The sequence below is a fragment of the Streptomyces sp. NBC_00433 genome (assembly GCA_036015235.1).
Taxonomy (GTDB): domain Bacteria; phylum Actinomycetota; class Actinomycetes; order Streptomycetales; family Streptomycetaceae; genus Actinacidiphila.
On sequence record CP107926.1, the window covers coordinates 6,774,521 to 6,800,193 of the forward strand.

The window sequence follows — 25,673 nt, forward strand, 5'->3', positions numbered from 1 at the left end:
ATGCGCGTCGGAATCACCGGACACCGCGGCTTGCCTGACAAGGTGGCCAGCCTCGTCCAAGCCGAGATCAGGGACATCGTCAGCGGCTACGGTGTTGAGGATCTCACGGCTGTCTCGTGCATCGCTGACGGTCCTGACGCGTGGTTCGCGCAGGCGGTACTCGACCGAGGGGGACGACTTGAAGTGGTCGTCCCTGCCGAGGACTACCGTGACTCCCTTCCCCACTGGCACCACACCGTCTACGACGCCCTCATCAGCCGCGCGTCAGAGGTGCACGCAACCGGTTTGGCAACTTCGAACTCGCAGGCGCACATGACCGGCAGTGAGATCCTGGTCGGCCTTGTGGATGAAGTGATCGCTGTCTGGGATGGCCAGCCGGCCCGCGGATACGGCGGTACCGCCGATGTCGTGCGCTACGCCGAGAGCACCGGGGTCACGGTCCGGGTTGCCTGGCCTGAGGGAGCATCCAGAGACTGACTGTGGGTTCCCGGTGGAGAGCCACGTCGTGAACCGGCTACAGGCTCGTACGGCGCCGTCGTGGCTCGGGGCGGTTGAGCGGAGCTTTAGGCAGCCACCAGGGGGCGAGCCTCGAAGAGCGGGGCCGACTTCGGGCTATTGCGGTCAGGCCCAGTGCCTGCCCGAGTCGCAGCGAGCTTACCGGCCCCGCTCTCTCGCCCCCTGGCAGCTCCCGCCCAAAGCTCCGCCCAACCGCCAATCGCACAACGCACCATCGAGGCCCGAAGGGCTCAAGCCCTGACCGGGGTGAGTGTGCCGTTTCCCCTGTTCAGAGCACCTTTCGACTCGTAGAATGGACTTAGTCCTTAGGCGAAGTCCCCCCGCGCCCCTGGGGTGCTTGCCCCTTGCGGTGCGGTGCTTGCCTGCGGCCGCGTGGGGGCTGTCGCTCCGTTCTCCCCCCGAGCTTCGCCTGGGGGTACCCCCACGCGCCCCTGGGTGGCAGCCCCGTCCTGTCGCGTTCACAGTTACGGCCCTCTGTGGCGGGGCGCGCAGTTCCCCGCGCCCCTTTTGGCCTGCGTCCTCTTGCGCCCGGCGTTGGCCCCTGCCAGGGGCCCTCTGCGCGGGAGGGTGAGCGTTTTTCAGGGGCGCGGGGAACTGCGCGCCCCGCCGAAGGGGCGGGAAAGAAAGCGACGCCACCGCAAGTGGCAACCACCTGGGGGCGCGGGGAGCTGCGCGACCAGCCGCGATGGCGCCGCAGGCAAGCGACGCACCGCGAGGGGCGATCACCCAGGGGCTCGGGGAACTGTGAGACGAGCCACCCGCGCAGCGGCACCGTGGAGTCCCGTAACAGCACCCCGCAGGGAGTGGCCGGCTGCCGAAGGGACCCGGAGGGTCAGTGGTGAGGGGTGGCCTGGAGGAGCGCGTTGCGGGTGGCCTGGCCGTAGACACCCATCGGGTCGCCGTGGATGCCGTACCAGATCTGGAAGGTCGCGACCGCGTGCTGGACGCCGGAGTCGTACTGGCCGTCCACGGGCCCGTGGTAGACCCAGACCGAGGTGAGCCGCTGCTGGAGGTCGGAGACCGCGGGGCCGCTCGACCCGAGCTGGAGGACGGACGTCTGCGGGGACGCCGGCGGCGCGGAGCTGGTCGGCGGCGGGGTCTGGGGCGTGGTGCTCGGCGGCGCCGAGGCCGGCGGCGTGGCGGTCGCGGACGCGGGCGGCGACGGCGTCCCCGCCGCCGAGGAGGGCGTCGCCGTCGTGCCCAGCGACACCGACGGCGTCACCCGGGGAGCCGGTGTCGTCGTCGCCCGCATCGGGTGGTGCGGCGGAGTGACCTTCACCGGCTCGGTGACCGCGCCGGGCGCCGCTCCCGGGGGCAGCGTGACGTCGGGCACGGCCGAGGCGGGCTCGGGCAGCGCCCGGTCGGTGCCGCCCGCCTCCTCGCCCATGACCGAGCCGGTCACGGCCACCGCACCCGCGGCCAGCGCGGACGCGGCCATGGCCGCCGCGGCCACCACGATGCCGCGCCGCCGCCGGCGATGGCGGCCGTGTGCCGCCGCCGCGGCGAGAGCCGCCTCGTGGGCCCCGTCGTCGGCCGGATACTCCTGCGCCGCCTGTATCGCGGCATATGCCGCGGGAAAGAGCCCGAGGTCCTGCGTCGCCGGACCCCCCTCTTCCGCGCGCTCCATGACGATCAGCGGCCGCGCGGTCGCCCCCGAGCCGTCGCCGAACGTGTCGTCCGGGTCGCCGACGTAGGGGCGTACGCGCAGCGGGTGGAAGCCTTCGGTCACCGCGAACGCGGCTGCCCGCTCCGCGGAGCGCTCCGCCGCCCTGACCTCGCCGACGACCTCGTCGTACTCGCTGGTCACACCGGTCACACCGGTGTCGTCAGGCTCGTACGGCCCTGCCGTTAGGTCCGGCTGCTGCGGCGCCACTGGGTTCCCCTCCCGCCGTCGTTCGCGCGTTCGCAAAGACGTGTCAGTGATTATGCCGATACCCCATGCCGTCGCATACCCGGTCCCCTCCCCGCTGGCGCACTCCCGCAGGTCATATCAGCACAAACGATGCCAATATGAGAGTCCGACCGTCGGGGGGCGACGCGAGGAGCCGATTCATGGCGCAGGACACCAGCACCGCCGTGGCGCCGGGGGAGTACCAGGACCGGCGCCAGGTACGGATCGCCATCGGTGCCCTCGCCCTCGGGCTGCTGCTCGCCGCCCTCGACCAGACCATCGTGTCGACCGCGCTGCCCACCATCGTCAGCGAACTGGGCGGCATCGACCACCTGTCCTGGGTGGTCACCGCGTATCTGCTCGCGTCGACCGCGGCCACCCCGCTGTGGGGCAAGCTCGGCGACATGTACGGCCGGAAACGGCTGTTCCAGACCGTCATCGTGATCTTCCTGATCGGCTCCGCGCTGTGCGGAGTCGCCCAGAGCATGGGCGAGTTGATCGCCTTCCGTGCCCTCCAGGGGCTGGGCGGCGGCGGGTTGATCGCGCTGTCCATGGCAATCGTCGGCGACATCGTGCCGCCCCGCGACCGGGGCCGCTACCAGGGTGTCTTCGGCGGGGTGTTCGGCGCGGCCAGCGTGCTCGGGCCGCTGCTCGGCGGGGTGTTCACCGAACAGCTGTCCTGGCGCTGGGTGTTCTACATCAACCTGCCGATCGGCGTCGTGGCGCTCCTCGTCATCGCCGCGGTCCTGCACATCCCCGCGCGCCGCACCTCGCACCGTATCGACTACCTCGGCATGGCGACGGTGGCCGCGGCCGCCACCTGCCTGGTGCTGGTCACCTCGCTCGGCGGCAGCACCCTGGCGTGGGACTCGCCCGGCATCATCGTCCTCGCGATCGTCGGCGTCGCCCTGGTCGCGGTCTTCGTCCTGATCGAGCGCCGTGTGGAGGAGCCGGTGCTGCCGCCGCGGCTCTTCCGGGTGCGGACCTTCGTGGTCTGCTCGGTGGTCTCCTTCATCATCGGCTTCGCGATGTTCGGCGCGATGACGTTCCTGCCGACCTTCCTCCAGGTCGTGCACGGCTACTCGCCCACGCTGTCGGGCGTCCACATGATCCCGATGGTGGTCGGCCTGCTGCTGGCGTCCACCGGCTCCGGGCAGATCATCAGCCGCACCGGGCGCTACAAGATCTTCCCGGTCGTCGGTACCGCCATCACGGCGATCGGCCTGCTGCTTCTGCACACGCTCGACGAGCACACCGCGACCTGGGTGCTGAGCGTGTACTTCTTCATCTTCGGCTTCGGTCTCGGCCTGGTCATGCAGGTCCTGGTGCTCGCGGTGCAGAACGCCGTCGGCTACGAGGACCTGGGGGTGGCCACCTCCGGCGCGACCTTCTTCCGCTCCATCGGCGCGTCCTTCGGCGTCTCGATCTTCGGCACGATCTTCACCAACCAGCTCTCCGACAAACTGGCGAACGCGCTGCGCGGCATCCGCGTGCCGCCCGGCTTCAACCCCGGGCAGCTGCAGGCCGACCCCACGGCCATCGCCCGGCTGCCCGCCGCAATCAAGACGCCCGTCCTGCACGCGTACTCGCAGGCCATCACCACGGTCTTCCTGTGGGCCGTGCCGGTCGCTGCGGTCGGCTTCGTGGCGTCCCTGCTGCTCAAGGAGCAGCCGCTGCGCGGCAGCGTCACCGTGCCCGACGCCAACGAGACGGTCAACGTCAACCCCGTCGAGCGGACCTCGCTGGACGAGATCGCCCGCTGCCTGTCGCTGCTCGGCAGCCGGGACGCCCGCCGCGACCTCTACACCCGCATCACCCGGCTGGCCGGTGTCGACATCCACCCCGCCACCAGCTGGCTGCTGCTCAGGCTCGCCAACGACGGCGAGGCCGACCCCGTCGAACTCGCCCGCCGCACCACCGTGCCCGCCGACGTCATCGAGTCCGCCGCCGTCGAGGCGGAAGTCGGCGGCTACGCGGTACGGGAGGGCAACCCGATGGTCCTCACCGCGTCCGGCACCGCGCTCGCCGACCGCCTCATCGAGGCCAGGCGCTCCGTCCTGTCCGGCCTGCTCGGCGACTGGGACCCCGAGGCGCACAGCGAACTCGCGGCACTGGTGAAGAAGTTGAGCCGCGAGCTGTGCGCGGGCGACACCGACCACCCGGACCGCAAGTCCCGCCAGAAGCCCGCCGTCGGCGGGGAAGCCGCATAACGGGCACCGGGGTTTGCGATGCCCATCCGGGGCAAGCCGACCGACTGAACCGGTGACACCGGGACGGACGGGAGGCAGGACATGTCCACAGGAGTGATCATCGCCGTCGTGGCGGTGGTCGTCATCGTGGCAGCGCTCATCGCGGCGGTGGCGATGAAGGGCGGCTCGGGCGGAGTCGGGCTCAAAAGACGATTCGGGCCCGAATACGAGCGGACGCTGGCGCTGCACGACGGCGACACCCGCGCCACCCGGCGTGAGCTGACCGAACGCGTCAAGAGGTACGGCGGCATCGAACAGCGGGCGCTGCCCGAGCAGGAGCAGGAGCGGTACGCCGCCCAATGGACCGCGATCCAGGCGAAGTTCGTGGAGGACCCGCCCGCCGCGATCACCCAGGCGGACGAGTTGATCGCCCGGCTGGCCGCAGAGCTGGGATACCCGGCGGCGGACTCGCCCGAGCACGTGGACGCGCTGTCGGTGCACCACCCGCACCACGTCCACGGTTACCGGGAGGCCCACGCGGCTGCCGCCGGCGGGCGGCACGGCACGGAGGAGCTGCGCAAGACGCTGGTCGCCGCACGCGCCCTGTTCGAGGGGCTGCTGCGCGGAAACGGCCGCACCCGCGACAGCGAGCCGGACGCGGCGGCCGAAGCAGAGCCGGAGACGGCACGTGAAGGGGCGCCCGAGACGACGCCGGACACGACGCCGGAAGCGGCGCCGAACGAATCCAAGCCGGTAATCGGCAAGCGACTTGCCGCGCTCAATGGGCGCGGACGGACGGAGTCGGAACGATGAGGAACAGCTCGATCGAGACACCCCGAACCTCTGGCGAGGCCGGACCCACCACTGACCAGGCCAAGGATCAGGCCACGGACCAGGCCGCGGACGGCGATCAGCAGAAGGACCCGCAGAAGGCCGCGACGGACCCCGCCGCCGAGCGTGAGCCGGGCAAGCCCGTCACTCCGGGCCGCGACACGGATCGGTCCGAGGCGGTCAAGCCCGCGACCCCGGGCCGCGACACCGAGGCGGCCAGGTCCACGACCACGAGCGGCGACACCGAGCGGTCGGAGGCGGTCAAGCCCGTCACGCCGAGCCGTGACAGCGAGCGGTCCGAGGCGGCCAAGGCCGCTACTGCGACCTACGGCACCGAGCGGTCGGACGGGACCAAGTCCGCCACCACCAGCCGTGACACCGAGCGGTCCGAGGCGGCCAAGGCTGCCACCACGACCCAGGGCACCGGCACCGGCACCGGCACCGACCGGCGTGCCGCCGCGGTCGGCTCCACCGCCGGGCACACGACGGCGTCCACCACGGCGTCCACCACGGCGTCCGCCACCGAGACCGCGCCGGGTGCCGACGTCGTCGGCCGGCTCGGGCGTCGCATGGACCACGCGATCGGCGGCTTCGTCGACGATCCGCGGCGCTCGGTCCGCGAGGCCGACGACGTGCTGGACGAGGCGATCAAGCACATGGCGCGGCTCGTCGAGAACCGCAGGTCGGCACTCCGCTCGGGCTGCAAGGACGGCGCGGGCACCGAGGAGCTGCGGGTCGCCCTGACCCGCTACCGCGACATGACTGACGAGCTCCTCGCGCTCTGACCCGCGGTGCGGGCCCTGAGTACAGGTGCGGCAAGCGGCAGGCAGACCGTACGACGGCCGCCTGCCGCACCTGTTTGCCGGACGGCTGCCCGTGCAGGGCTCAGCCGCCCGGCGGCGGTGTGAACGTCGTCGCCGGGGAGAAGGACGCTCGGCGTTCCGCGCGGCGCAGGGCCTTCAGGAGGCCGGGGCCCAGGGAGAAGGACAGCGCGGCGGTGAGGGCGGCGCGGGGGAGGTCCCAGCCGAGGGACGTCGTGAGGCAGTAGGTGGTGAAGCGGGCCAGGTTGGCGGCCGTCGAGATGTGCGGGGAGTAGCTGATGTCGGAGGCCAGGCCCCCGATGTAGGGCCAGCCCTGGAGGTTCATGACGGTGCCGTACGCGATCGCGGCCACCGCCCCGTAGCAGGCGAGCAGGACGAGTTCGAGCCGCCCGCGCAGGCCCGGCCACGGCAGCAGGCCCGACCCCATGGTCACCCAGCCCATCGCCAGCATCTGGAAGGGCAGCCACGGCCCGACGCCCCCGGTGAGCAGTGCGGACGCGAACATCGTCAGGGACCCGAGGGTGAAGCCGAAGCCGGGGCCGAGGACCCGGCCGGACAGCACCATCAGGAAGAACATCGGCTCGATGCCCGCGGTCCCGGCGCCCAGTGGGCGCAGCGCTGCCCCCGCGGCGGCGAGCATGCCGAGCATGGCGACGGCCTTGGGGTCCATGCCGTCGTCGGCCACGGTGGCGATGACGACGGCGACCAGCAGCGGCAGCAGCGCCGCGAAGAGCCAGGGCGCGTCGGCGCTGTGCGCGGCCACCGCGGAGCCGTGCGCGGCCACCAGCGGCCAGCAGAAGGCGACGGCCCCGATCGCCGAGACCAGGGCCAGTACGGTCGCGGCGCGCGGCCCGATACGCACCGGGACGGCGCGCGGCGGTGCGGCCTCGCGGGGCGTCACGGCGCGGCCTCCAGCGCGCGGGTGACCTGGGCGACGGTCAGCCAGGGCGCGGGCGCGAGCACCTTCGCGGTCTGCGGGGCGAAGGCCGGGGAGGACAGCACGACGTCGGCGGCCGGGCCGTCGGCGACGGTCTCGCCGTCCGCGAGGATCACCACCCGGTGCGCGAGGTCCGCGGCCAGCTCCACGTCGTGGGTGGCCAGCACGATGGCGTGGCCCTCGGCCGCCAGCGCCCGCAGTTGGGCGACCAGCCGGGACTTGGCCGCGTAGTCGAGGCCGCGGGTCGGCTCGTCGAGCAGCAGGACCGGCGGGCTCGCGGCGAGCACGATCGCCAGCGCGAGCGACAGCCGCTGCCCTTCTGACAGGTCGCGCGGGTGGACGTCGTCGGGCACCCCGGGCAGCAGGTCGGCGACCAGGCCGCGGCAGGTGCCGGGCGGCGCGGCGGCGTCGCGGTCGGCGGCGGCGCACTCGGCGGCGACGGTGTCGGCGTACAGCAGGTCGCGCGGCTCCTGCGGGACCAGGCCGACGCGGCGGAGCAGTTCGGCGGGCCGGGTGCGGTGCGGGACCGCGCCGCCGACGGTGACCTTGCCGGTGGCCGGGGTGTGCAGGCCGACCAGGGTGGACAGCAGCGTCGACTTGCCCGCCCCGTTACGCCCCATGAGCGCGACCGCCTCACCCGCCCGTACGGTCAGGTCCACGCCCCGCAGCGCCTCGACGCGCCCCCTCCGTACGCCCAACCGTTCGGCCCGGACCAGGACTTCACCGGGTGCGACAGGGTCGGCGGCCAGGGGCGTACGGTCCGCGAGGCGCTCGCGCAGCGGTCCGGCGGCGCGGCGGGCGTCGCGTATGGACAGCGGCAGCGGGGACCAGCCCGCGAGGCGGCCGAGCGCCACCACCGGGGGGTGGACCGGGGACACGGCCATGACGTCGGCCGGCGCCCCGACGACCGGCGGGGCGCCGGGGGAGGGCAGCAGGATGACCTGGTCGGCGTACTGCACGACCCGCTCCAGGCGGTGCTCGGCGAGCAGCACGGTCGTCCCGAGGTCGTGGACCAGGCGCTGCAGTACGGCGAGGACCTCCTCCGCCGCGCCCGGGTCGAGGGCTGAGGTGGGCTCGTCGAGCACCAGTACCTTCGGGTGCACGGTCAGCACCGAGCCGATCGCGACCCGCTGCTGCTGCCCGCCGGACAGCGTCGCGATCGGGCGGTCGCGCAGGTCGGCCAGGCCCAGCAGGTCGAGGGTCTCCTCGACGCGGCGCCGCATGGTCTCCGGGGCGATGCCCAACGACTCCATGCCGTAGGCGAGTTCGTCCTCGACGGTGTCGGTCACGAAGTGCGAGAGCGGGTCCTGCCCCACCGTGCCGACGACGTCGGCGAGTTCACGCGGCCGGTGGGTGCGGGTGTCGCGGCCCGCGACCGTCACCCTGCCGGTCAGGTGCCCGCCGGTGAAATGCGGCACCAGGCCGCTCACCGCGCCCAGCAGCGTGGACTTGCCGACCCCGGAGGGCCCCACGACGAGGCACAGCTCGCCCTCGGGCACGTCGATGTCGACGCCCTGGACGGCGGGGGCGGCGGCGTCCGCGTAGCGGAAGGAGACCTGCTCGAAACGGATCACCGCGCGAGTCCCTTCGGGGCGGCGAGGGAGGGGACCAGGCCCAGCAGCACGCAGGCCGCGGGCCACAGCGGGAGGGTGGGCGCGGTCAGCGGCACCGCGGGCGGGTCGAGCGCGTCGGGCGCGTAGGTCGCCGCGGCGATCATCGCGGCCGCCACCGCGGCGCCCGAGCCCGCGACCAGCCACGCCCGGAGGCCCCACGCGTCGGGCCGGTAGCGCGTACGCGGCGAGCGCCGCCCGCCGAGACGCAGCCCCGCCACCGCGGCCGCCAGGCCCAGCAGCAGCACCGGCAGCCCGTAGCCCGCGCCGCTCGCGGCGAGCAGCGCGTAAGTGCCGGCGCAGATGCCGAGCAGGCCGCCGACCGTCAGCGCCGCGGTCGCCCGCCGGACGGCGAGCGGCACATCGGCGGTACGCCCGTAGCCGCGCGCGTCCATCGCGGCGGCCAGCGCGACCGACCGCTCCAGCGCGCCCTCCAGGACCGGCAGTCCGACCTGGAGCAGCGCCCTCACCCCGCGGTCGTCCCGCCCGCGCAGCCGGCGGGCCGCCCGCAACCTGGCCACGTCCGCGACCAGATGCGGGGCGAAGGTCATCGCCACGACGACGGCCACGCCCGCCTCGTACAGCGCCCCCGGCAGCGACTTGAGCAACCGGGCAGGATTCGCCAGGGAGTTGGCGGCGCCCACGCACACGAGCAGCGTGGCGAGCTTCAGCCCGTCGCGCAGCGCGAAGACCACCGCCTCGGCGGTGACCGTGCCGCCGAGCCGGACGCCCTGCGCCCAGCCGGGCAGCGGGACCTCGGGCAGCGTGAAAAGGGTGTGGGTGCCGGGGATCGGCGAGCCGAGCAGCACCGCGAAGACGAGGCGGATCGCCAGGACGACGAGGCCGAGCCGGAGGAACGTTGCGTAGGAGCGGGACCAGGGGGCGTCCGTCCTGCGGGCCGCGACGACGTAGCCGGCGACGGCGGTGATCTCGGCCAGGAGCAGGACATTGGTCGTCCTGCTTGCGGCCGTTGCGAGGCCGAGCGCCCAGAGCCACCACGCCGCGGCGTGGAGCGCGGTCGTCCTCCCGGGTGCCACGGGAGGGTGTGGCATGAACTTTCCCTGGCGGGTGGCCTCCAGGCGGGGGATTCCCCGCGGGTATCCCAGGGTGCGCCCTGAGGGGGTGCCACTTGCGGTGGCGTCGCTGCTTTCGCCCCGTCGGGGCTGGGCGCGCGGTTCCCCGCGCCCCTGGAGGGTGCCGTCTCCCGCCAGGGGGCCGGGTGCCTGGGGGGTGCCGCTCGCTGTGGCGTCGCTGGGTTCGAGCCGTGGGGGTTGGGCGCGCGGTTCCTCGCGCCCCTGGGGGGTGCCGCTCGCGGTGGCGTCGCTGGCTCCGCCCCGTCGGGGCTGGGCGCGCGGTTCCCCGCGCCCCTGCGGGGCGCCGTCCTCCGGTGGGGTGGCGGGTGGGGTCATCGGCGGTGGCGGCGGGATTGCCAGGTGGCGGCCAGGGCCAGGGTGGTGATGGCGGCGGCTGCGGTGATCAGGCCTACGGAGGGGCCGTTGTGGGAGGTGTGCGGGGTGGCGGAGACCTCGTCGCCGCAGCCGGTCGCGGGGTAGCCGGTGATGGCGCAGACGATGCCCGCGGAGTTGTAGCGCAGGGGTTTGGCCACCGCGGCCAGGGCGTCGGCGGAGGAGGCGTTCCGCGGGATCTGGGCGCAGGCGGTGCGGGGGGCCGGCGGGGGTGTGGCGGTGTCGGGGGCGTCGGCGGGGGTGCCCGGGTCGATGAGCAGGGCGACCCTCTTGCGGCCCGGGGCGGCCGGGTGTCCGGCGCAGATGCGGGCGAAGTCGGCGCCGCCGCGGGGCTGCGCGGCCTGGGCCGCCGCGTCCTGGCTGACCGCGAAGCGCCAGCCCTCGACGCTGCCGTCGGCGGGTATGTGCATCGCGGGGCCGGTCTGCGCGTACGTCCAACTGGTGCCGGAGCGCAGCCAGTAGGACCAGTAGCGGTAGCCGGCGGCATGCGCCGGGGCGGCGAGGGCGAGCAGCAGCAGGACCGCGGCGGCGGCCGGGAGCGCGGCCAGGCGGCGGCAGCGCATCAGCGCTGCCGCCGCTTGCGCCCGCTGATGAGCAGCCCCACGCCCGCGCTGGCGACGAAGACGACGCCGACGATGATCCAGGTGCTGCCGTTGGACGAGCTGTCCTTCTCGTCGGCCTTGGAGATCGCGCCCGTGGGGCGCTTGGTGGGGGCCGGGCCCAGGGCGATGAGCTGCCGGAGGGCGCCGGTGCGGTCGGCGCCGGCCAGGGTGAGCTGGGCCAGCGCGGCCGGGTTGCCCTTGGACCAGGCCGCGGACTCGGCGCCCAGCCAGCTGCTGGTGGCCTTCGTGTCGTCGAAGCGGCCGAGCGCGTTCAGCGCGATGACGGCGTCGGCGGTGGTGCCGTAGTCCGGGGTCTTGGTGGTGGCGCCCGGGGTGACGGCGGTGAGGTGGCCGCCGCCCGCGTGGAGTCGGGCGAGCAGCCAGCCGGCGGCGGCGGACGCGGCGGCGTTCGGGTCGAGGGCGGCGTAGGCCTTCGGATTGGCGGTGCAGTCCGCCGCCTTGGGCGGGGCCGCCGGGGTGGACGGGCTGGCGTAGGCGTAGCCGGCGAGGTGGGCTTCGGCGAGGAAGTGGACGGCGTCGGCGGTGGCCTTGGCGTTGGGCGTCAGCTTCCCGTCGGTGCCGGGGTAGCCGAAGGCGCCCCGGTCGGCGGGCGCGGCGTCGCAGCCGAACTGGAAGCCGAGCAGCGCGTCGTAGGGCGACTTGCCCTTGGCGTTGGGCGCCAGGCCCGCCTCGCGGCCGAGCGCGCCCATGACGACGGCGGTGGAGTCCGGGTCGGAGGGGCCGCCGGGGTTGTACGACCAGCCCCCGTCGGCGTTCTGCACGCTGTGCAGCCAGGCGGTGGCCCGGTCCACCGCGCCTCCGCTCTGCGAGCTCTGCACGATGCGGAGCGCCTGTATCGCTATGCCGGTGGCGTTGGTGTCCTCGGTCTTCGGGTCGCAGGCCTTGGCGGTGTCCTTGCGGTAGGAGGGCCAGCCGCCGTCCGCGCACTGCTGGGCCAGCAGCCAGGCGGTGGCGGGGGCGCCCGCGAAGTAGCCGGACCTGGCCACCGCGATCTCCGCGTACGACTGCCGCCACACCCCGTCGTAGGTCGGGTCGGCCGTCCCGTAGAGGTCCGCACGGGACGGCGTCGCCGTGGCTGTGGCCGTCGGCGCGGTGGTGTCCGCGAGTGCGATCGGCGCCGTCAGGGCGGTGAGCGTCGTGGCGGCTGCTGCCACGAGGGCGGCGCGGCGGCGCAGGGGCATGAGGTCGAGGCCTTCCGGGTCCGGGGAAGCCCTCACCCTAACCTGCGGCGCCCGGCCGCCCGGGGTGACCTCGGGCACCCCGGGCAGCCACCGGGTGCTATGTGGCGGCGGCCCCGTGTTTGATCGCCTGGAGGAAGCAGGCCAGGGCCGACGGCGTGGTGGAGAGCACGACGCCCGGCTCGTCGCTCTCCCGTATCAGCACCGCGCCTCCGGCCGTGGCGGCCAGCTCCACGCAGTCGCCCTGCTCCTGCGAATACGTGGACTTCTGCCAGATCAGCGTCGGCGCGGTCATCGGCTGGCCTTCCGGTCTCAGAGGTCTCGGGAGGCGCTGAGGATGAAGTCCCGCGACAGGGACTTGTCGAGCGCGACCGCGGCGAGGCTGTTGTAAAGGGTGCGGTAGTTGGCCAGCTGCGGTGCCGCGTGCAGGAAGGTGACGCCGTGGGCGGAGTCGATCTGCACGGTGTCGAGGGCGCGTACGGCACCGCTGGTGTAGAGCATCGCGTGGCCCGATCCGATGTGCCCGTCCGCGGCGAAGGGGATCACCCGGACGCTTATGTGCGGCAAGTGGCTCAATTCCATGAGGTGTTCGAGCTGGGCGCGGGCGACCTTGCCGCCGCCGAAGCGCATCCGCAGCGCCGCCTCGTGGATGACCGCCTCGTAGGGCGGGGCGGAGTCGCGGTAGAGCACCCCGGACCGCTCCATGCGCTGGGCGACCCTGGCCTCCAACTCGCCTGCGGGCAGCGGGGGGATCGCGTATCCGAAGACCGTGCGGGTGTAGTCCTCGGTCTGGAACACCCCGGGGATGTGGGTGATCTGGATGGCGCGCAGCGCGATCGCGTGGAATTCCAGCTCGGCGATGTCGAGCAGCGCGGCGGGCACCACCCCGCGGTAGGCCTCCCACCAGCCCTTGCGGCCCAGGCCGTTGGCCATCACGACCAGCGCGTCGATCAGTTCGGTGTCACCGCATTCGTAGAACGACGCGAGCCGCCGTAGACGCTCCTCGCTGACCCCGAGCCGCCCGGCCTCGATATGGCTGACCTTGGCCGGGTCGGTGCCGAGCAGACGGGCGGTGTCGCGAGCCGTGATGCCGGCCGCCTCGCGCAGTTTCCGTAGCTCCGCACCGAGGCGCTCCTGGCGGGCGGTTGCGGTGCTTCTGAGCGGCATGGTGTCCCTTCTTGATGGTGGTTCGAGTGTGCCTTTTCCGGTCACCTCGGGTCCAGATCGTTTCTGGAAATTTCGGCGACAAGGTTGCAGAGGGGCACTATTGCCCCAAATGCCTCCACGAGGCACGCGTACATGAACAGTCAACTCCCTTGCCGTGCACGGCTGTTGACAGGGGTACGCGATGGTGGCGATCTTCGGCGCCCGCTCAGCGGCCCGTCAGGGCCCGTCCGGCAGCCCTCCCGGGCCGCATCGGCCGCCCGATCGGCGTCCACCCGGCGGCTTGTTCACGACGTCCGCCGGGACCGTGCGTTCTGCACGACCATGAGGTGACAACGGTGACTTCACCGGTCAGGCACCACTATGTAAATCTTTGTCCGTCACCGCCACTGGGGGGATCGATGGACAATCGCTACGAGATATTCTGCCTCGCGGACCGATACTTCTACGAGAGTCTCGACCGGCTTCCCCTTCCTGCCGGCGGCGATTCCCGTCCGCCTTCCGGCCCGGTTTCCGGTCGGTCCTCCGGCCCGGTTTCCGAGGCGCGATCGGCGCCGCTCGTCTTCGCATTCGAGGCCGCTCAGCGCGAAGTGCCGGACGGCTGGCGCTCGATGCGGTCCGGCGACTGGCTGCACCTCGACCCGACACCGGGACCGGAGCGGGAGAGCCGCCCGCCGCAAGGCTGGAAGGTGCATGTGTCCGCCGCCCTCGGCAATGCCGACAAGGTGGCCGCCAAGGTCTGGGACCACTGCGTGCCGCGCGGCATCCCGTTCAAATTCGTGCCCAGCCCGCAGCTGCTCCACCTGCGGAACTCGAAATACGCCGGCCGCGACACGAGCGGAAAATTCGTCACGATCTATCCGACCGGCGAGCCGCAACTGCGGTCGGTGCTCGAAGAACTCGGCGAATTGCTCGACGGTGAGCCCGGCCCCTACATCCTCACGGATCTGCGCTGGCGGGAGGGCCCGCTCTACGTCCGCTACGGCGCATTCGTGAAGCGCTTCTGCGTGGGCGACCGCGGCACCCTGGTCTCCGCGATCGAGGACGCGGAGGGGCGGCTCGTGCCCGACAGCCGCGCACCCGCCTTCCACGTCCCCGAGTGGGTCACGCTGCCGGACTTCCTGCAGCCGCACTTGCAGGCGCGCAACAGCACGACCGTCGGCGACCTGCCCTACCGCATCGAGTCCGCGCTGCACTTCTCCAACGGCGGCGGCGTCTACGTCGGCACCGACACCCGCAGCGGCGAGAAGGTCGTACTGAAGGAGGGCCGCCCACACGCCGGGCTGGCCTCCGACGGCGCGGACGCCGTCACCCGGCTGGAGCGCGAACGGGACGCGCTGCTGCGGCTGTCCGGGCTCGGCGTCGCCCCCGAGGTACGCGACTGGTTCGTCCTGGGCGACCACCGCTTCCTGGTCATGGAATTCCTTGAGGGCAAACCCCTCAACAGCCAGTTCAGCCACCGCCACCCGCTGCTCACCCCCGACCCCGACCCGGCGGAGGTCGCCGGCTACACCGAGTGGGCGCTGCGCGTCCACGCCCGCGTCGAACAGGCGGTCGCCGCCATCCATTCCCGCGGAGTCGTCTTCAACGACCTGCACATGTACAACATCATGGTCTCCCCGGACGGCGAGTCCGTACGGCTGCTGGACTTCGAGGCGGCCGCCGCCGACACCGACAACCTGCGCCAGTCGGTCGCCCACCCCGGCTTCATGGCCCCCCGCGACCGCCGCGGCACCGCGGTCGACCACTACGCCCTGGCCTGCCTGCGGCTGGCACTCTTCCTGCCGGTCACCACGCTGCTGGCCGTCGACCGCGAGAAGGCCGCGCACCTCGCCGAGGTCATCGCCGCCCAATTCCCGGTGCCGCGCGCCTTCCTGGACGAGGCGGTCGCCGAGATCACCCGCGACCTGCCCGCCGCACCCGGCAGCACACCGGACCTGCCCGCCGCGCCCCGCAGGGCCCGCTACCTGCCCGCCGAGACCGCTGGCGACTGGCCCGCCTCCCGGGACGCCATGGCCGGGGCGATCCTCGCCTCCGCCACCCCGGAACGCGGCGACCGGCTCTTCCCCGGGGACATCGCGCAGTTCTCCGACGGCGGCGGCCTCGGCATCGCCCACGGCGCCGCGGGCGTCCTGCTCGCCTTCGCCGAGACCGGCCTGCCCCGCTATGAGCAGGGCGAGCGCTGGCTGCTGGACCGCACCGCGCCCGCGCCGGGCGGCACCCCGCTCGGGCTGTACGACGGCGTCGCCGGCATCGCGTACGTCCTGGACCGGCTCGGACACACCGAACGCGCCCTGGAGCTGGCCCACTCGCTGCTGTCGGAGAAATGGCAGCAGTCCGGCTCCGATCTGTCCGGCGGCATCGCCGGCATCGGCCTGGTCCTGGACCACCTCGCCCACAGCACCGGCGAAACCGCCCTCCAGGAAAAGGCGTTGGAAGCCGCCGGAATCGTGGCGGCCCGCCTCGCCGCCGACGGTACGTCCCGCGCCGGGCTGATGCGCGGCGCGACCGGCGCCGCCCTGCTCTTCGTACGCCTCTACGAGCGCATCGGCGCACCCGCACTGCTCGGCCACGCCGCCCGCGCCCTGCAACTCGACCTCGACCGCTGCGTGATCACCGCCGCCGGCGGCCTCGACGTGGACGAGGGCTGGCGCACCATGCCCTACGTCGGCGACGGCAGTGCCGGCATCGGACTGGTCCTCGACGACTTCCTGCCGCTCGCCCGGGAGGCCGGCGATCTCGACCCCGAGGTCGACGCGCGCTTCGAGAAGGCCCGCGCCGACATCGTCCGCGCGGCGACCCTGCGGCTCTACGCCCAGCCCGGCCTCTTCGCCGGCCGGGCCGGCATGATCCTGCACCTCGCCCGCACCAGCACTCCCGCCGTGCCCGCCGGCGCGCTCGCCGAGCAGGTCGACGCGCTCGGCTGGTACGGCATGCCCTACCGCGGCGGGCTCGCCTTCCCCGGCAACCAGATGATGCGGCTGTCGATGGACCTCGGCACCGGCACCGCCGGCTGCCTGCTCGCCCTGGGCGCCGCCCGCGCCGGCTCCGCCGCCGGGCTGCCCTTCCTGCCGCCGCTGGCCGGCGGCTCCTGACCCGGCTCCGGCCGCCGTGGCCGGAGTCGTGCACCACCCGGTGCTTCTCCCATCGAAAGGACACTGTCATGGCCCTTCTCGACCTGCAGAACATGGAGCCCGCCAACGGTCACGGCGGCGGTGGCGCGGCCAGCTCGCTCAGCCTGATCGGCTGCATCAGCTCCGTGAGCTTCCTCGTCTGCCTGTAGCAGACCCCGCCCCGGGCGGCCCGGCCCGCCGGGCCGCCCGGGGCTTCAGCGTTTCGCACAACGCCCATCGCGCGGGAAGGGGACGAGGACATGGCGGTCGTGGCCGACACCGCGCGGCAGGACGCCGGAAGGTTCCTGGGCGTCACCGGGCTCGGGCTGCTGTCGGCCGGGCTCGAACTCGTGCTGCCCTTCGCCCTCGGCCACGCCCTGGACCAGCTGCTGCGCGGCGCGGACGCCACCCGCTGGGTCGCGCTGTGCGCGCTGGTCGTCGGGGCGCAGACGGCGACCGCGGCCGGCGAGGACCTGCTCGCCGGCCTCACCAACGCCCGCGCCGCGGCCGGAATCCGGCGCCGCACCGTACGGCACATGCTGGCGGCCGGGCCGCGCGCGGCCGGGCAGGGGACCGGGGACCTGGTCACCCGGATGGTCGGCAATGCCGCGGACGCCGCCGCGACCCCCGCGGCCGCCGCGGCGCTCCCCGCGGCGCTGGCCGTGCCGATCGGCGGCATCGTCGCGCTCGCCCTGACCGACGTGTGGCTCGCCGTCGCCTTCCTCGCCGGCGCACCGCTGCTGACGTTGCTGGTGCGGCGCTTCGCGCGGGCGTCCTCCGACTGCGTCACCGCCTACCAGACCGCCCAGGGCCGGATCGCCACCCTGCTGATGGAGGCCCTCGGCGGCGCGCGCACCATCGCCGCCGCCGGAACCGAGGAGCGGGAGAACACCCGCGTCCTGGCACCGCTGCCCGAACTCGCCGCCCAGGGAAGGCGGATGTGGCGCGTCCAGGGCCGGGCGACGGCCCAGGCCGCGGTGCTCGTGCCGCTTTTGCAGATCACCGTGCTCGCCGTCGGCGGCGTCAGGCTGTCCACCGGTGCGCTGAGCGTCGGCGACCTGCTCGCGGCCAGCCGCTACGTCCTGCTGGCCACCGGGATCGGCGTCGTCGTCGGCCAGTTGGGCGCCGTCGTCAAGGGCAGGGCCGCCGCGGGCCGGGTCGACGAGGTGCTGGCCGTGGCCCTGCCCGCCCACGGGGAGCGGCAGTTGCCGAAGCACGGGCCGGGCACCCTGGAGCTGCGCGAGGTCACCGCGGTCCGCGGCGCCGAGACCGTGCTGGACGGGCTCGACCTGACCGTGCCCGGCGGGAGCTGCGTGGCCGTGGTGGGCCGCTCGGGCGCGGGCAAGTCCGTACTGGCCGCGCTCGCCGGGCGGCTGGCCGACCCCGACAGCGGCACCGTCCTGCTCGACGGCTGCCCGCTGCCCGAACTGTCCCTGCCCGCGCTGCGGGACGCCGTCGGCTACGCCTTCGAGCGCCCGGTGCTGCTCGGCGACACCATCGCCGACGCCATCGCCTTCGGGCCGCACCCGCTGCCCCTCGACCGCGTCACGCAAGGAGCCCGCGCCGCCGAGGCCGACGGCTTCGTACGCCTGCTGCCCGACGGCTACGCCACCGCCCGCACCCGCGCCCCCTTCTCCGGCGGCGAGATCCAACGCCTCGGCCTGGCAAGGGCCTTCGCCCACCCGGGGCGGCTGCTCGTACTGGACGACGCGACCTCCAGCCTCGACACCGTCACCGAAGTCCGCGTCGCCCGCGCCCTCTTCCACGACCACGCGCACCGCACCAGGCTGCTCACCACCCACCGCGCCTCGACCGCCGCCCGCGCCGACCTGGTCGCCTGGCTCGACGCCGGGCGCGTCCGGGCGCTGGCACCGCACGGCGTGCTGTGGGCCGACGCCGACTACCGGGCACTCTTCGGGGACTACCAGGACGATTCCGATGGATGAGATCAGGATCAGGGACTGCGTCCGCGGCCGCGGCGCCGTCGTCGCGGTGCTGCTCGGCTGGTCTGTCCTGGAGGCCGGGCAGACCTTCCTCTTCGGCTTCGCCCTCGCGCACGCCATGGACCAGGGCTTCCTGCGAGGGAGGCAGGGCACGGGCCTGTGGTGGCTGGCACTCGCGGCGGCCGCCGTACCCGTCGGGGCGTACGGCGCCACGCGGGTCTTCGGCGCGGTCGCCGCCCTCGTGGAGCCGCTGCGGGACCGGCTGGTCGGCCACGTCGTGCGGCGCGGCCTGCGCGCCGCGGTCGGCGGCGCCGTCCGCGGCGGCGGCCGGCCCGCCGACTCTGCCGTGGTGTCGCGGCTCACCCACCAAGTCGAGATCGCCAGGGACTCCCTCGGCGGCATCGTGATGGTGCTGCGGTCCTTCGTCTTCACCGCCGCGGGCGCCCTCGCCGGCATGATCGCGCTCGCGCCCGTCCTGCTCCTGGTGGTGCTGCCGCCACTGGCCGCGGGCACCGCGCTCTTCGCGCTCGCCCTGCGCCCGCTCGCCCACCGCCAGCGCCGCTTCCTCGCCGCCGACGAGGCCGTCGCCGAGGAGTGCGGCAGCCTCGCGGGCGGCCTGCGCGACATCACCGCGTGCGGGGCGCAGCAGCCGATGGCCCAGCGGGCGGAGCGGCGTATCGACGCGGCACAGCGCGCGGCCCGCGCACTCGCCGTCTGGGGCGTCCTGCGCACCGCCGCCCTCGCCGTCGGCGGCCAACTCCCCGTCGTGCTGCTGCTGGTGACCACCCCCTGGCTCCTCTCCTCCCACCGCGTCACCCCCGGCGCCCTCCTCGGCGCCTTCGCCTACCTGACGCAGTCCCTGCAACCCGCGCTCCAGAACCTGGTCCACACGCTGGGCATCGCGGGTACCCGCCTGGGCGTCGTCCTGGCCCGCCTCACCGGCGAGCCCGCGGCCGCCGAGGGGAAGGCCGCCGGTGCGCTGCCCGCGCAGGCGGGACCCGCGCCCAGCCCGGGGACCGCCCTCGAACTGCGCGGGGTCGGCTTCGCCTACGGCCCCGGCGCCGAACCGGTGCTGCGGTCGCTGGACCTGGCCGTCGGCGCAGGCGAGCACCTGGCGGTCGTCGGCCCGAGCGGGGCCGGGAAGTCCACCCTCGCGGGGGTGATCGCCGGGCTGCTCCCGCCGGGGGAGGGGGAGATGCGGCGGGCCGGCCCTGTCGCGCTCGTGCCGCAGGAGGCGTACGTCTTCCGCGGGACCGTCGCCGAGAACGTCGGCTACCTCCGCGGGCACACCACCCCGGCCCTGGTCACCGCCGCGGCCGCCGCGGTGGGCGCCGCGGCACTGGTCGACGCGCTCGGCGGGCCGGAGGGGCAGGTCGACCCGGGCGCGCTGTCGAGCGGGGAGCGGCAACTGCTCGCGCTGGCCCGCACGTATCTCGCGCCCGCCGGGATCGTCGTGCTGGACGAGGCCACCTGCCATCTCGACCCGGTGGCCGAGGCATGCGCGGAACGCGCCTTCGCCGACCGCCCCGCGACCACCCTGGTCGTGATCGCCCACCGCATCAGCTCCGCCCGCCGCGCGGACCGCACGCTCGTCCTGGACGGCGCCGACACCGCCTGCGGCCCGCACGCGGACCTGCTCGCCGGCTCCCCGCTCTACCACGACCTCGCCGCCGCCTGGGCGGCCACATCCTGACGGCGACCGCTCAGAGCCAGCCCGCGAAGCGCGATATGCGTATGGCGTCGACCCGGTTGCGCGCGCCGGTCTTCCGGGTGATCGCCGCCAGGTAGTTGCGCACCGTGCCATTGCACAGGTGCAGGCTGCGGGCTATCTCCGTCACCGACGCGCCCTCCGCGCTCAGCGACAGCACGCTCAACTCCCGCGGTGTCAGCGGCATGTCGGCGGCCTGGAGGAATTCCACCGCGAGCGACTCGTCGACGAACCGTTTCCCCTGGGCCACTTGGCGCACTGCTGCGGGCAACCGGTCCGCCGAGCGGTCCTTGTTGACGAAGCCCAGCGCGTCGGCCCGATAGGCGCGTCGCAGATTGCCCGGCTTCCCGCCGCTGGTGAGGACGATCAGGGCGCAGTCGCTCCCTGCCGGGCGGGATCCGATCGACGGCGCCATCGCCCTGTCCGTGTGCCGCCGCCAGCCCGGACAGTCCGCGTCGACCACGCAGACGTGCGGCCCGTGCAGCCGACCGTTCTCCTCCCGCCGATGCCACTCGGTGTCGGTCACCTCGAAATCCGGCTCCTTTCCCAATAACGCCGCGAGGGCGGATCGCAGCAGGCTCGTGTCATGGGTCACCAGCACGCGTATCAACTCGGCTTTCCCCTTGTGTTGTCGCACCGATCCCCGCAGGAGCACACTCCCAAATGTCCCCTTCGGTTCTACCCCCGCGGGATGCAGCGGAGGACCCGAATTCCGGTCATCAGGGGCGCAGTCGGCGGCGATCCGATGCGCTCGGGGGGCGCGCGGCGCAATCCGAATACGCCTTCCCTGGGAAGAGTTGACGCGCTATGGCTGACGCCCCACCAGGCTCCGCAGCCCTTGCTGCGACGGCGAACCCGGCTCGGGGAGATGCACCACCACACTGCGGCCGGGATCGTCCCCCACCGCCAACCGCACGTAGGTCAGATCGAGTCGGCCGACCACCGGGGGGTGGAAGCGCCGCGTCGAGGTCCTGAAGGCCTGTACGTCGTGCGCCGCCCACAGCTCCCGGAAGAGCGGGCTCGCCCCGAGCAACGCCCCGATCAGCTCGGCGAACCGCGGGTTGTCCATCTCGTACGCCGCCTGCCCGCGCAGCACCGCGGTCAGCCGGCGCACCTCGCCCTCCCAGTCGTCGAACAGCTCGGTCAGCCCCGGCTCGGTGGACCTCCGTGGCGGCCGCCGAGCTCCCCGGTCGACGCGGCGGTCGACGCCGTCCACCGCGCCCTCACCGCCCGCCGCCCCCGCTACCTGGTCGGCCCCGACGCCCGCACCGTCCGCATCGCCCGCCGCCTCCCGACCCCGGTCCGCGACCGCGCCCTGCCGGCCGCACCGAAGCTCACACCGGCGTCGTTCGGGCCGTGACCCGCGGCCTCACCCGGAGGGAGGGGGGATCAGCCGGCAGACCGTCCTGATGTCCTGGCGGACCTGGGTGACCGGGGAGCGGTCCGCGAGCCAGCTGACGAGCGTGGCGTGCCACGTGTGCTCGACCACGCGGACCGCGGACAGCAGATCGGGTGTCGGCTCGGCGCCGAGCCGCATCGCGTCGAGGATGATCGCCCGGGTGAGGACGGAGACCGTGTCGACCTCAAGGCGGACCGAGCGGTCGGCGAAGATCACCGCCCGCACCATCGCGTCGGCGAGCAGCGGTTCCCGCTGCAGGGCGCGGAAAGCCCGCAGCAGGGTCTCCGCGACCCGCTCCCCCGGGCTCGCGGCCGTCGGGGGCCGGTCGCGGAGCGTGGCGTGCAGCAGGCCGAGCTGGTCCTGCATGACGGCGACCAGCAGGTGGATCTTGGACGGGAAGTAGCGGTAGAGCGTGCCGAGGGCGACGCCCGACTCCTCGGCGACCTCCCGCATCTGGACCGCGTCGAAGCCGCCGCCGGCGGCGAGCCGGGTGCTGGCGTCCAGGATGCGCCGCCGCCTGGCCTCCTGGCGTACGGTCAAAGCGGTGATGCGGCCCATACGTACTTCCATCCGTCACACGCGGCTCCGGCGCGCGCGGGGCCGGGGGCCGTGGGGACCCCGTCCGCTTGCCGGTGGACTCGCCGTCTGTACCATCGAGTCTGAAACTTGTTCTAGATTAGCGCGACCGGTTACGCTCCGGCTCTATCGCTGCGAAGGGGGCCGGGAGTGACGGCAGAGGCCAGGCCGCTACGGATCGCGCTGCTCAGCTACAAGGGCAATCCCTACTGCGGCGGCCAGGGCGTCTACGTCCGGCACCTGTCCCGCGAGCTGGCCGCCCTCGGCCACAGCGTCGAGGTGATAGGCGCGCAGCCCTACCCCGTCCTGGACGCGCTCGGTGACGGCGTCACCCTCACCGAGCTGCCCAGCCTCGACCTCTACCGGCAGCCCGACCCCTTCCGCACGCCGAAGCGCGCGGAATACCGCGACTGGATCGACGCGCTCGAGGTCGCCACGATGTGGACCGGCGGCTTTCCCGAGCCGCTGACCTTCAGCCTGCGCGCCAGGCGGCATCTGGCGGCCCGCCGCGCCGACTTCGACGTCGTCCACGACAACCAGACGCTCGGCTACGGCCTGCTCGGCCTCGGACTGCCGCTGGTCACCACCGTGCACCACCCGATCACCGTGGACCGCCGCCTCGACCTCGCGGCGGCGCCCGACTGGAAGCGGCGGGCGTCGATACGGCGCTGGTACGGCTTCACGCGGATGCAGAAGCGGGTGGCCGGGCGGCTGCCGTCGGTGCTCACCGTGTCGGGCTCGTCCAGCGCCGAGATCACCGCGGACCTGGGGGTGCGCCCCGAGCGCATCCACACCGTGCCGATCGGCGCCGACACCCGGCTCTTCTCGCCGGACCCGGCGGTCGCCGAGGTGCCGGGCCGTATCGTCACCACGTCCAGCGCGGACGTACCGCTCAAGGGCCTGGTCTTCCTGGTCGAGGCGCTGGCCAAGCTCCGCGTCCAGCAGCCCGCCGCGCACCTCGTGGTGGTCGGCAACCGCCCGGAGAGCGGGCCCGTCGCCGACGCGATCGGCGATTTCGGCCTGGAGGACGCGGTCGACTTCGTCAAGGGCATCAGCGACGCCGAGCTGGTCGACCTGATCCGCAGCGCCGAGGTGGCGTGCGTGCCGTCGCTCTACGAGGGCTTCTCGCTCCCCGCCGCCGAGGCGATGGCCACGGGCACCGCGCTGGTGGCCACCACCGGCGGCGCCGTCCCCGAGGTCGCAGGGCCCGACGGCGAGACCTGCCTGGCCGTGCCCCCGGGCGACGCCGGCGCCCTGGCCGCCGCACTCGACCTGGCCCTCTCCGACCCGGCCCTCCGCCACCGCCTCGCGACCGCGGGCCGCGCCCGCGTCCTGGCCCACTTCACCTGGACCCGCGCCGCGGCCGCCACGGCAGAGCTCTATCGCGAAGCGATCGCCCAGCAGGGCGGCGCCCTCCGCGGGCGCGGGGCTGCGTCTGATCTGCGGCCGGCGCCGCGTGGGCGCGACCACCCCCACTCACCGTCGCGTGCGGTCGGACCGCCAGCCCCTCAGGGGCGCGGGGAACTGCGCGACCAGCCCCCACCGGGCGCGCGGGTCGCCACCGGCCGAAAGGGGCTGTTCGGTCTGATCCGGACCACCGGCCGGTCGAGGGCTGAGCGCGCAGTTCCCCGCGCCCCTGAGGGGCTGGCGCCCGAGCGCGAAGGCACCCCCGTCGAGGGGCTGGCGCCCGAGCGCGAAGGCACCCCCGTCGAGGGGCTGGCGCCCGAGCGCGAAGGCACCCCCGTCGAGGGGCTCGCGCCCGAACGCGAAAGCAACCCCGCCCCGGAGGGGCTCGCTCGGAACGAAAACGCACCCGGCGCAACCGGATCAGCCTCCGGGGCACCCGGAATGGGGAGCAGCACATGCTGACCGTCGACTTCACCCGCTTCCCCGTCGCCGCAGGCGACCACGTGCTGGACCTCGGCTGCGGCGGCGGCCGGCACGCCTTCGAGTGCTACCGGCGCGGCGCCCGCGTCATCGCGCTGGACCGCAACGGGGACGAGATCCGCGAGGTCGCGAAGTGGTTCGCGGCGATGGAGGAGGCCGGCGAGGCGCCGGCCGGGGCGTCCGCGACCGCCATGGAGGGGGACGCGCTCCAACTGCCCTTCCCCGACGACACCTTCGACGTCGTCATCATCTCCGAGGTGATGGAGCACATCCCCGACGACAAGGGCGTGCTCGCCGAGATGGTGCGGGTGCTGCGGCCCGGCGGGCGCATCGCGGTGACCGTGCCGCGCTACGGTCCCGAGAAAGTGTGCTGGGCGCTGTCCGACGCCTACCACGAGGTCGAGGGCGGCCACATCCGCATCTACAAGGCCGACCAACTGCTGGAGCGGATGCGGGAGTCGGGCCTGCGGCCGTACGGTACGCACCATGCGCACGGGCTGCACGCACCGTACTGGTGGATCAAGTGCGCGGTCGGCGTCGACAACGACAAGGCGCTGCCGGTGAAGCTCTACCACAAGCTGCTGGTCTGGGACATCATGAAGAAGCCGCTGGCCACCAGGGTCGCCGACCAGGCGCTCAACCCGCTGATCGGCAAGAGCTTCGTGGCCTACGCGACCAAGCCCAGGCTGCCGCAGGACGCCGCCAGGTGACCCGGGCCGACCGCGGGCAGCGCAAGACGGAACGGCTGGCGCTGCCCGGCGTGTTGACCGCGGAGCAGGCCGCGCGGACCGTCGACGCGGTGCTCGCCGTGCAGCGTCCCGACGGGGCCATCCCGTGGTTCCCCGGGCACCACCTCGACCCGTGGGACCACATCGAGGCGGCCATGGCGCTGGACGCGGCCGGCGAGCACGAGGCCGCCGGGGCAGCGTACGACTGGCTGGTGCGCCACCAGGACGCGGACGGCGGGTGGTTCGCCGCCTACCAGGACGGGGATCCGGCCCGGCCGACGGACCGCTCGCGGGAGTCCAACTTCTGCGCGTATCTCGCCGTCGGCGCCTGGCACCACTACCTGTCCACCGGCGACGACGCCTTTATCGAGCGGATCTGGCCGACCGTGGTGGCCGCGGTGGAGTTCGTGCTGGCGCTGCAGCAGCCCGGCGGGCAGATCGGCTGGAAGCGCGAGGCGGCCGAGGACGGCGGCGCGGTGGTCACCGACGCGCTGCTGACCGGGAGTTCGTCGGTGCACCAGGCCCTGCGCTGCGCGCTGGCCATCGCCGAGCACCGCGAGGAGCCGCAGCCCGACTGGGAGTTGGCGACCGGCGCGCTCGGGCACGCGATCCGCCGGCACCCCGAGCGCTTCCTCGACAAGAGCCGCTATTCGATGGACTGGTATTACCCGGTGCTGTCCGGCGCGCTGCGCGGCCCGCGGGCGCTGGCGCGGATCGAGGAGGGCTGGCAGCGGTTCGTGGTGCCCCGCCTCGGGGTGCGCTGCGTGCTGCCGAACCCGTGGGTGACCGGCGGCGAGACCGCCGAACTCGCCCTGACGCTGTGGGCGGTGGGCGAGTCGGACCGTGCGGTGCGGCTGCTCGCCGACATGCAGCATCTGCGGGCGGACGACGGCCTGTACTGGACCGGCTACGTCTTCGACGACGACGCCGTGTGGCCCGTGGAGCGGACCACCTGGACGGCGGGGGCCGTGCTGTTGGCGGTGGCCGCACTCGGGGGGGACGAGGCGACCACCGCCGTCTTCGGGGCGGAGCGGCTGCCGAACGGGCTCGCGCCCGCCTGCTGTCCGCCCCGGCTCTGAGGGGTCACCGGGCG

Annotated in this window: 21 protein-coding genes and 1 pseudogene; 11 read left to right on the forward strand and 11 right to left on the reverse strand. The window is 73.8% G+C overall.

The genetic code is table 11. The features are described from left to right. Positions 1 to 477, forward strand: coding sequence for a hypothetical protein (locus tag OG900_28885; GenBank protein ID WUH93735.1), 477 nt, complete (start codon positions 1 to 3; stop codon positions 475 to 477). Between the two features lie 871 nt (positions 478 to 1,348). Here OG900_28885 and OG900_28890 read toward each other — a convergent pair. Then, entirely contained in the window at positions 1,349 to 2,332 is a 984-nt protein-coding gene (locus OG900_28890) for a peptidoglycan-binding protein (protein WUH93736.1), read from the reverse strand. Between the two features lie 194 nt (positions 2,333 to 2,526). Here OG900_28890 and OG900_28895 point away from each other — a divergent pair, with 194 nt between their 5' ends. The 3 genes from OG900_28895 to OG900_28905 all read left to right on the forward strand — a co-directional run bounded on the left by OG900_28895 (position 2,527) and on the right by OG900_28905 (position 6,212). Next, positions 2,527 to 4,617, forward strand: coding sequence for an MFS transporter (locus OG900_28895; GenBank protein ID WUH93737.1), 2,091 nt, complete (start codon positions 2,527 to 2,529; stop codon positions 4,615 to 4,617). An 81-nt stretch (positions 4,618 to 4,698) separates the two neighbouring features. Continuing rightward, the gene (locus tag OG900_28900; GenBank protein ID WUH93738.1) at positions 4,699 to 5,409 is read left to right on the forward strand and encodes a hypothetical protein; all 711 of its coding nucleotides are present in this window, start codon (positions 4,699 to 4,701) and stop codon (positions 5,407 to 5,409) included. Next, positions 5,406 to 6,212 carry a hypothetical protein gene (locus OG900_28905; GenBank protein WUH93739.1) on the forward strand — a complete coding sequence of 269 codons (807 nt, stop codon included), beginning with the start codon at positions 5,406 to 5,408 and terminating at the stop codon, positions 6,210 to 6,212. The genes OG900_28900 and OG900_28905 overlap by 4 nt, the downstream gene beginning before the upstream one ends. Before the next feature lie 100 nt (positions 6,213 to 6,312). On the opposite strand, the gene OG900_28910 is transcribed toward OG900_28905, so the two are convergent. The 7 genes from OG900_28910 to OG900_28940 form a co-directional block, all read right to left on the reverse strand. Continuing rightward, complete coding sequence (locus OG900_28910) at positions 6,313 to 7,149, reverse strand: ECF transporter S component (GenBank protein ID WUH93740.1); 837 nt, start codon at positions 7,147 to 7,149, stop codon at positions 6,313 to 6,315. After that, the gene (locus OG900_28915; GenBank protein WUH93741.1) at positions 7,146 to 8,759 is read right to left on the reverse strand and encodes an ATP-binding cassette domain-containing protein; all 1,614 of its coding nucleotides are present in this window, start codon (positions 8,757 to 8,759) and stop codon (positions 7,146 to 7,148) included. The genes OG900_28910 and OG900_28915 overlap by 4 nt, the downstream gene beginning before the upstream one ends. Further along, the gene (locus tag OG900_28920; protein ID WUH93742.1) at positions 8,756 to 9,847 is read right to left on the reverse strand and encodes an energy-coupling factor transporter transmembrane protein EcfT; all 1,092 of its coding nucleotides are present in this window, start codon (positions 9,845 to 9,847) and stop codon (positions 8,756 to 8,758) included. The genes OG900_28915 and OG900_28920 overlap by 4 nt, the downstream gene beginning before the upstream one ends. Positions 9,848 to 10,200: 353 nt before the next feature. Beyond that, a complete protein-coding gene (locus tag OG900_28925; GenBank protein WUH93743.1) occupies positions 10,201 to 10,824 on the reverse strand; it encodes an SCO2322 family protein in 624 nt (207 codons plus the stop codon). Then, positions 10,824 to 12,101: a terpene cyclase/mutase family protein gene (locus tag OG900_28930; protein WUH93744.1), complete on the reverse strand. Its 1,278-nt coding sequence runs from the start codon at positions 12,099 to 12,101 to the stop codon at positions 10,824 to 10,826. Before OG900_28930 ends, OG900_28925 begins: the two co-directional genes overlap by 1 nt. Before the next feature lie 61 nt (positions 12,102 to 12,162). After that, positions 12,163 to 12,357 carry a DUF397 domain-containing protein gene (locus tag OG900_28935; GenBank protein WUH93745.1) on the reverse strand — a complete coding sequence of 65 codons (195 nt, stop codon included), beginning with the start codon at positions 12,355 to 12,357 and terminating at the stop codon, positions 12,163 to 12,165. 17 nt (positions 12,358 to 12,374) lie between these two features. Further along, complete coding sequence (locus OG900_28940) at positions 12,375 to 13,229, reverse strand: helix-turn-helix domain-containing protein (protein ID WUH93746.1); 855 nt, start codon at positions 13,227 to 13,229, stop codon at positions 12,375 to 12,377. Between the two features lie 398 nt (positions 13,230 to 13,627). On the opposite strand from OG900_28940, the gene lanKC reads away from it, so the two are divergent. The 4 genes and pseudogenes from lanKC (at position 13,628) to OG900_28960 (ending at position 19,948) form a co-directional block, all read left to right on the forward strand. Next, positions 13,628 to 16,321 carry a class III lanthionine synthetase LanKC gene (gene lanKC, locus OG900_28945; GenBank protein WUH93747.1) on the forward strand — a complete coding sequence of 898 codons (2,694 nt, stop codon included), beginning with the start codon at positions 13,628 to 13,630 and terminating at the stop codon, positions 16,319 to 16,321. A gap of 68 nt (positions 16,322 to 16,389) precedes the next feature. Next, entirely contained in the window at positions 16,390 to 16,509 is a 120-nt protein-coding gene (locus tag OG900_28950; GenBank protein ID WUH93748.1) for a SapB/AmfS family lanthipeptide, read from the forward strand. A gap of 90 nt (positions 16,510 to 16,599) precedes the next feature. Then, on the forward strand, positions 16,600 to 18,285 hold the full coding sequence (locus tag OG900_28955) for an ABC transporter ATP-binding protein/permease (GenBank protein ID WUH93749.1): 1,686 nt from the start codon (positions 16,600 to 16,602) through the stop codon (positions 18,283 to 18,285). Next, positions 18,278 to 19,948: pseudogene (locus tag OG900_28960) on the forward strand (ATP-binding cassette domain-containing protein). Before OG900_28955 ends, OG900_28960 begins: the two are co-directional and overlap by 8 nt. Positions 19,949 to 19,985: 37 nt before the next feature. Here the strand turns inward: OG900_28960 and OG900_28965 are convergent. The 3 genes from OG900_28965 to OG900_28975 all read right to left on the reverse strand — a co-directional run bounded on the left by OG900_28965 (position 19,986) and on the right by OG900_28975 (position 21,947). Beyond that, entirely contained in the window at positions 19,986 to 20,585 is a 600-nt protein-coding gene (locus tag OG900_28965; GenBank protein WUH93750.1) for a response regulator transcription factor, read from the reverse strand. 210 nt (positions 20,586 to 20,795) lie between these two features. Beyond that, positions 20,796 to 21,206 (reverse strand): hypothetical protein, encoded by a 411-nt coding sequence (locus OG900_28970; GenBank protein WUH93751.1) that lies wholly within the window; start codon positions 21,204 to 21,206, stop codon positions 20,796 to 20,798. Positions 21,207 to 21,359: 153 nt separating this feature from the next. After that, the gene (locus OG900_28975; protein WUH93752.1) at positions 21,360 to 21,947 is read right to left on the reverse strand and encodes a TetR family transcriptional regulator; all 588 of its coding nucleotides are present in this window, start codon (positions 21,945 to 21,947) and stop codon (positions 21,360 to 21,362) included. A 150-nt stretch (positions 21,948 to 22,097) separates the two neighbouring features. Here OG900_28975 and OG900_28980 point away from each other — a divergent pair, with 150 nt between their 5' ends. From OG900_28980 to OG900_28990, 3 genes are read left to right on the forward strand one after another with little or no spacing between them, the layout of a single operon-like run. Beyond that, positions 22,098 to 23,834 carry a glycosyltransferase family 4 protein gene (locus OG900_28980; GenBank protein WUH95969.1) on the forward strand — a complete coding sequence of 579 codons (1,737 nt, stop codon included), beginning with the start codon at positions 22,098 to 22,100 and terminating at the stop codon, positions 23,832 to 23,834. Continuing rightward, the gene (locus tag OG900_28985) at positions 23,828 to 24,562 is read left to right on the forward strand and encodes a class I SAM-dependent methyltransferase (GenBank protein WUH93753.1); all 735 of its coding nucleotides are present in this window, start codon (positions 23,828 to 23,830) and stop codon (positions 24,560 to 24,562) included. The genes OG900_28980 and OG900_28985 overlap by 7 nt, the downstream gene beginning before the upstream one ends. Then, entirely contained in the window at positions 24,559 to 25,659 is a 1,101-nt protein-coding gene (locus tag OG900_28990) for a prenyltransferase (GenBank protein WUH93754.1), read from the forward strand. The genes OG900_28985 and OG900_28990 overlap by 4 nt, the downstream gene beginning before the upstream one ends. Positions 25,660 to 25,673 lie beyond the last annotated feature (14 nt).

Coding starts and splice junctions, on each gene's coding strand:
- OG900_28895 (WUH93737.1), top strand. CDS start 2,527: ATGAGAGTCCGACCGTCGGGGGGCGACGCGAGGAGCCGATTCATGGCG.
- OG900_28905 (WUH93739.1), top strand. CDS start 5,406: ATGAGGAACAGCTCGATCGAGACACCCCGAACCTCTGGCGAGGCCGGA.
- OG900_28920 (WUH93742.1), bottom strand. CDS start 9,847: ATGCCACACCCTCCCGTGGCACCCGGGAGGACGACCGCGCTCCACGCC.
- OG900_28900 (WUH93738.1), top strand. CDS start 4,699: ATGTCCACAGGAGTGATCATCGCCGTCGTGGCGGTGGTCGTCATCGTG.
- OG900_28950 (WUH93748.1), top strand. CDS start 16,390: ATGGCCCTTCTCGACCTGCAGAACATGGAGCCCGCCAACGGTCACGGC.
- OG900_28935 (WUH93745.1), bottom strand. CDS start 12,357: ATGACCGCGCCGACGCTGATCTGGCAGAAGTCCACGTATTCGCAGGAG.
- OG900_28885 (WUH93735.1), top strand. CDS start 1: ATGCGCGTCGGAATCACCGGACACCGCGGCTTGCCTGACAAGGTGGCC.
- lanKC (WUH93747.1), top strand. CDS start 13,628: ATGGACAATCGCTACGAGATATTCTGCCTCGCGGACCGATACTTCTAC.
- OG900_28975 (WUH93752.1), bottom strand. CDS start 21,947: ATGGGCCGCATCACCGCTTTGACCGTACGCCAGGAGGCCAGGCGGCGG.
- OG900_28955 (WUH93749.1), top strand. CDS start 16,600: ATGGCGGTCGTGGCCGACACCGCGCGGCAGGACGCCGGAAGGTTCCTG.
- OG900_28940 (WUH93746.1), bottom strand. CDS start 13,229: ATGCCGCTCAGAAGCACCGCAACCGCCCGCCAGGAGCGCCTCGGTGCG.
- OG900_28925 (WUH93743.1), bottom strand. CDS start 10,824: ATGCGCTGCCGCCGCCTGGCCGCGCTCCCGGCCGCCGCCGCGGTCCTG.
- OG900_28985 (WUH93753.1), top strand. CDS start 23,828: ATGCTGACCGTCGACTTCACCCGCTTCCCCGTCGCCGCAGGCGACCAC.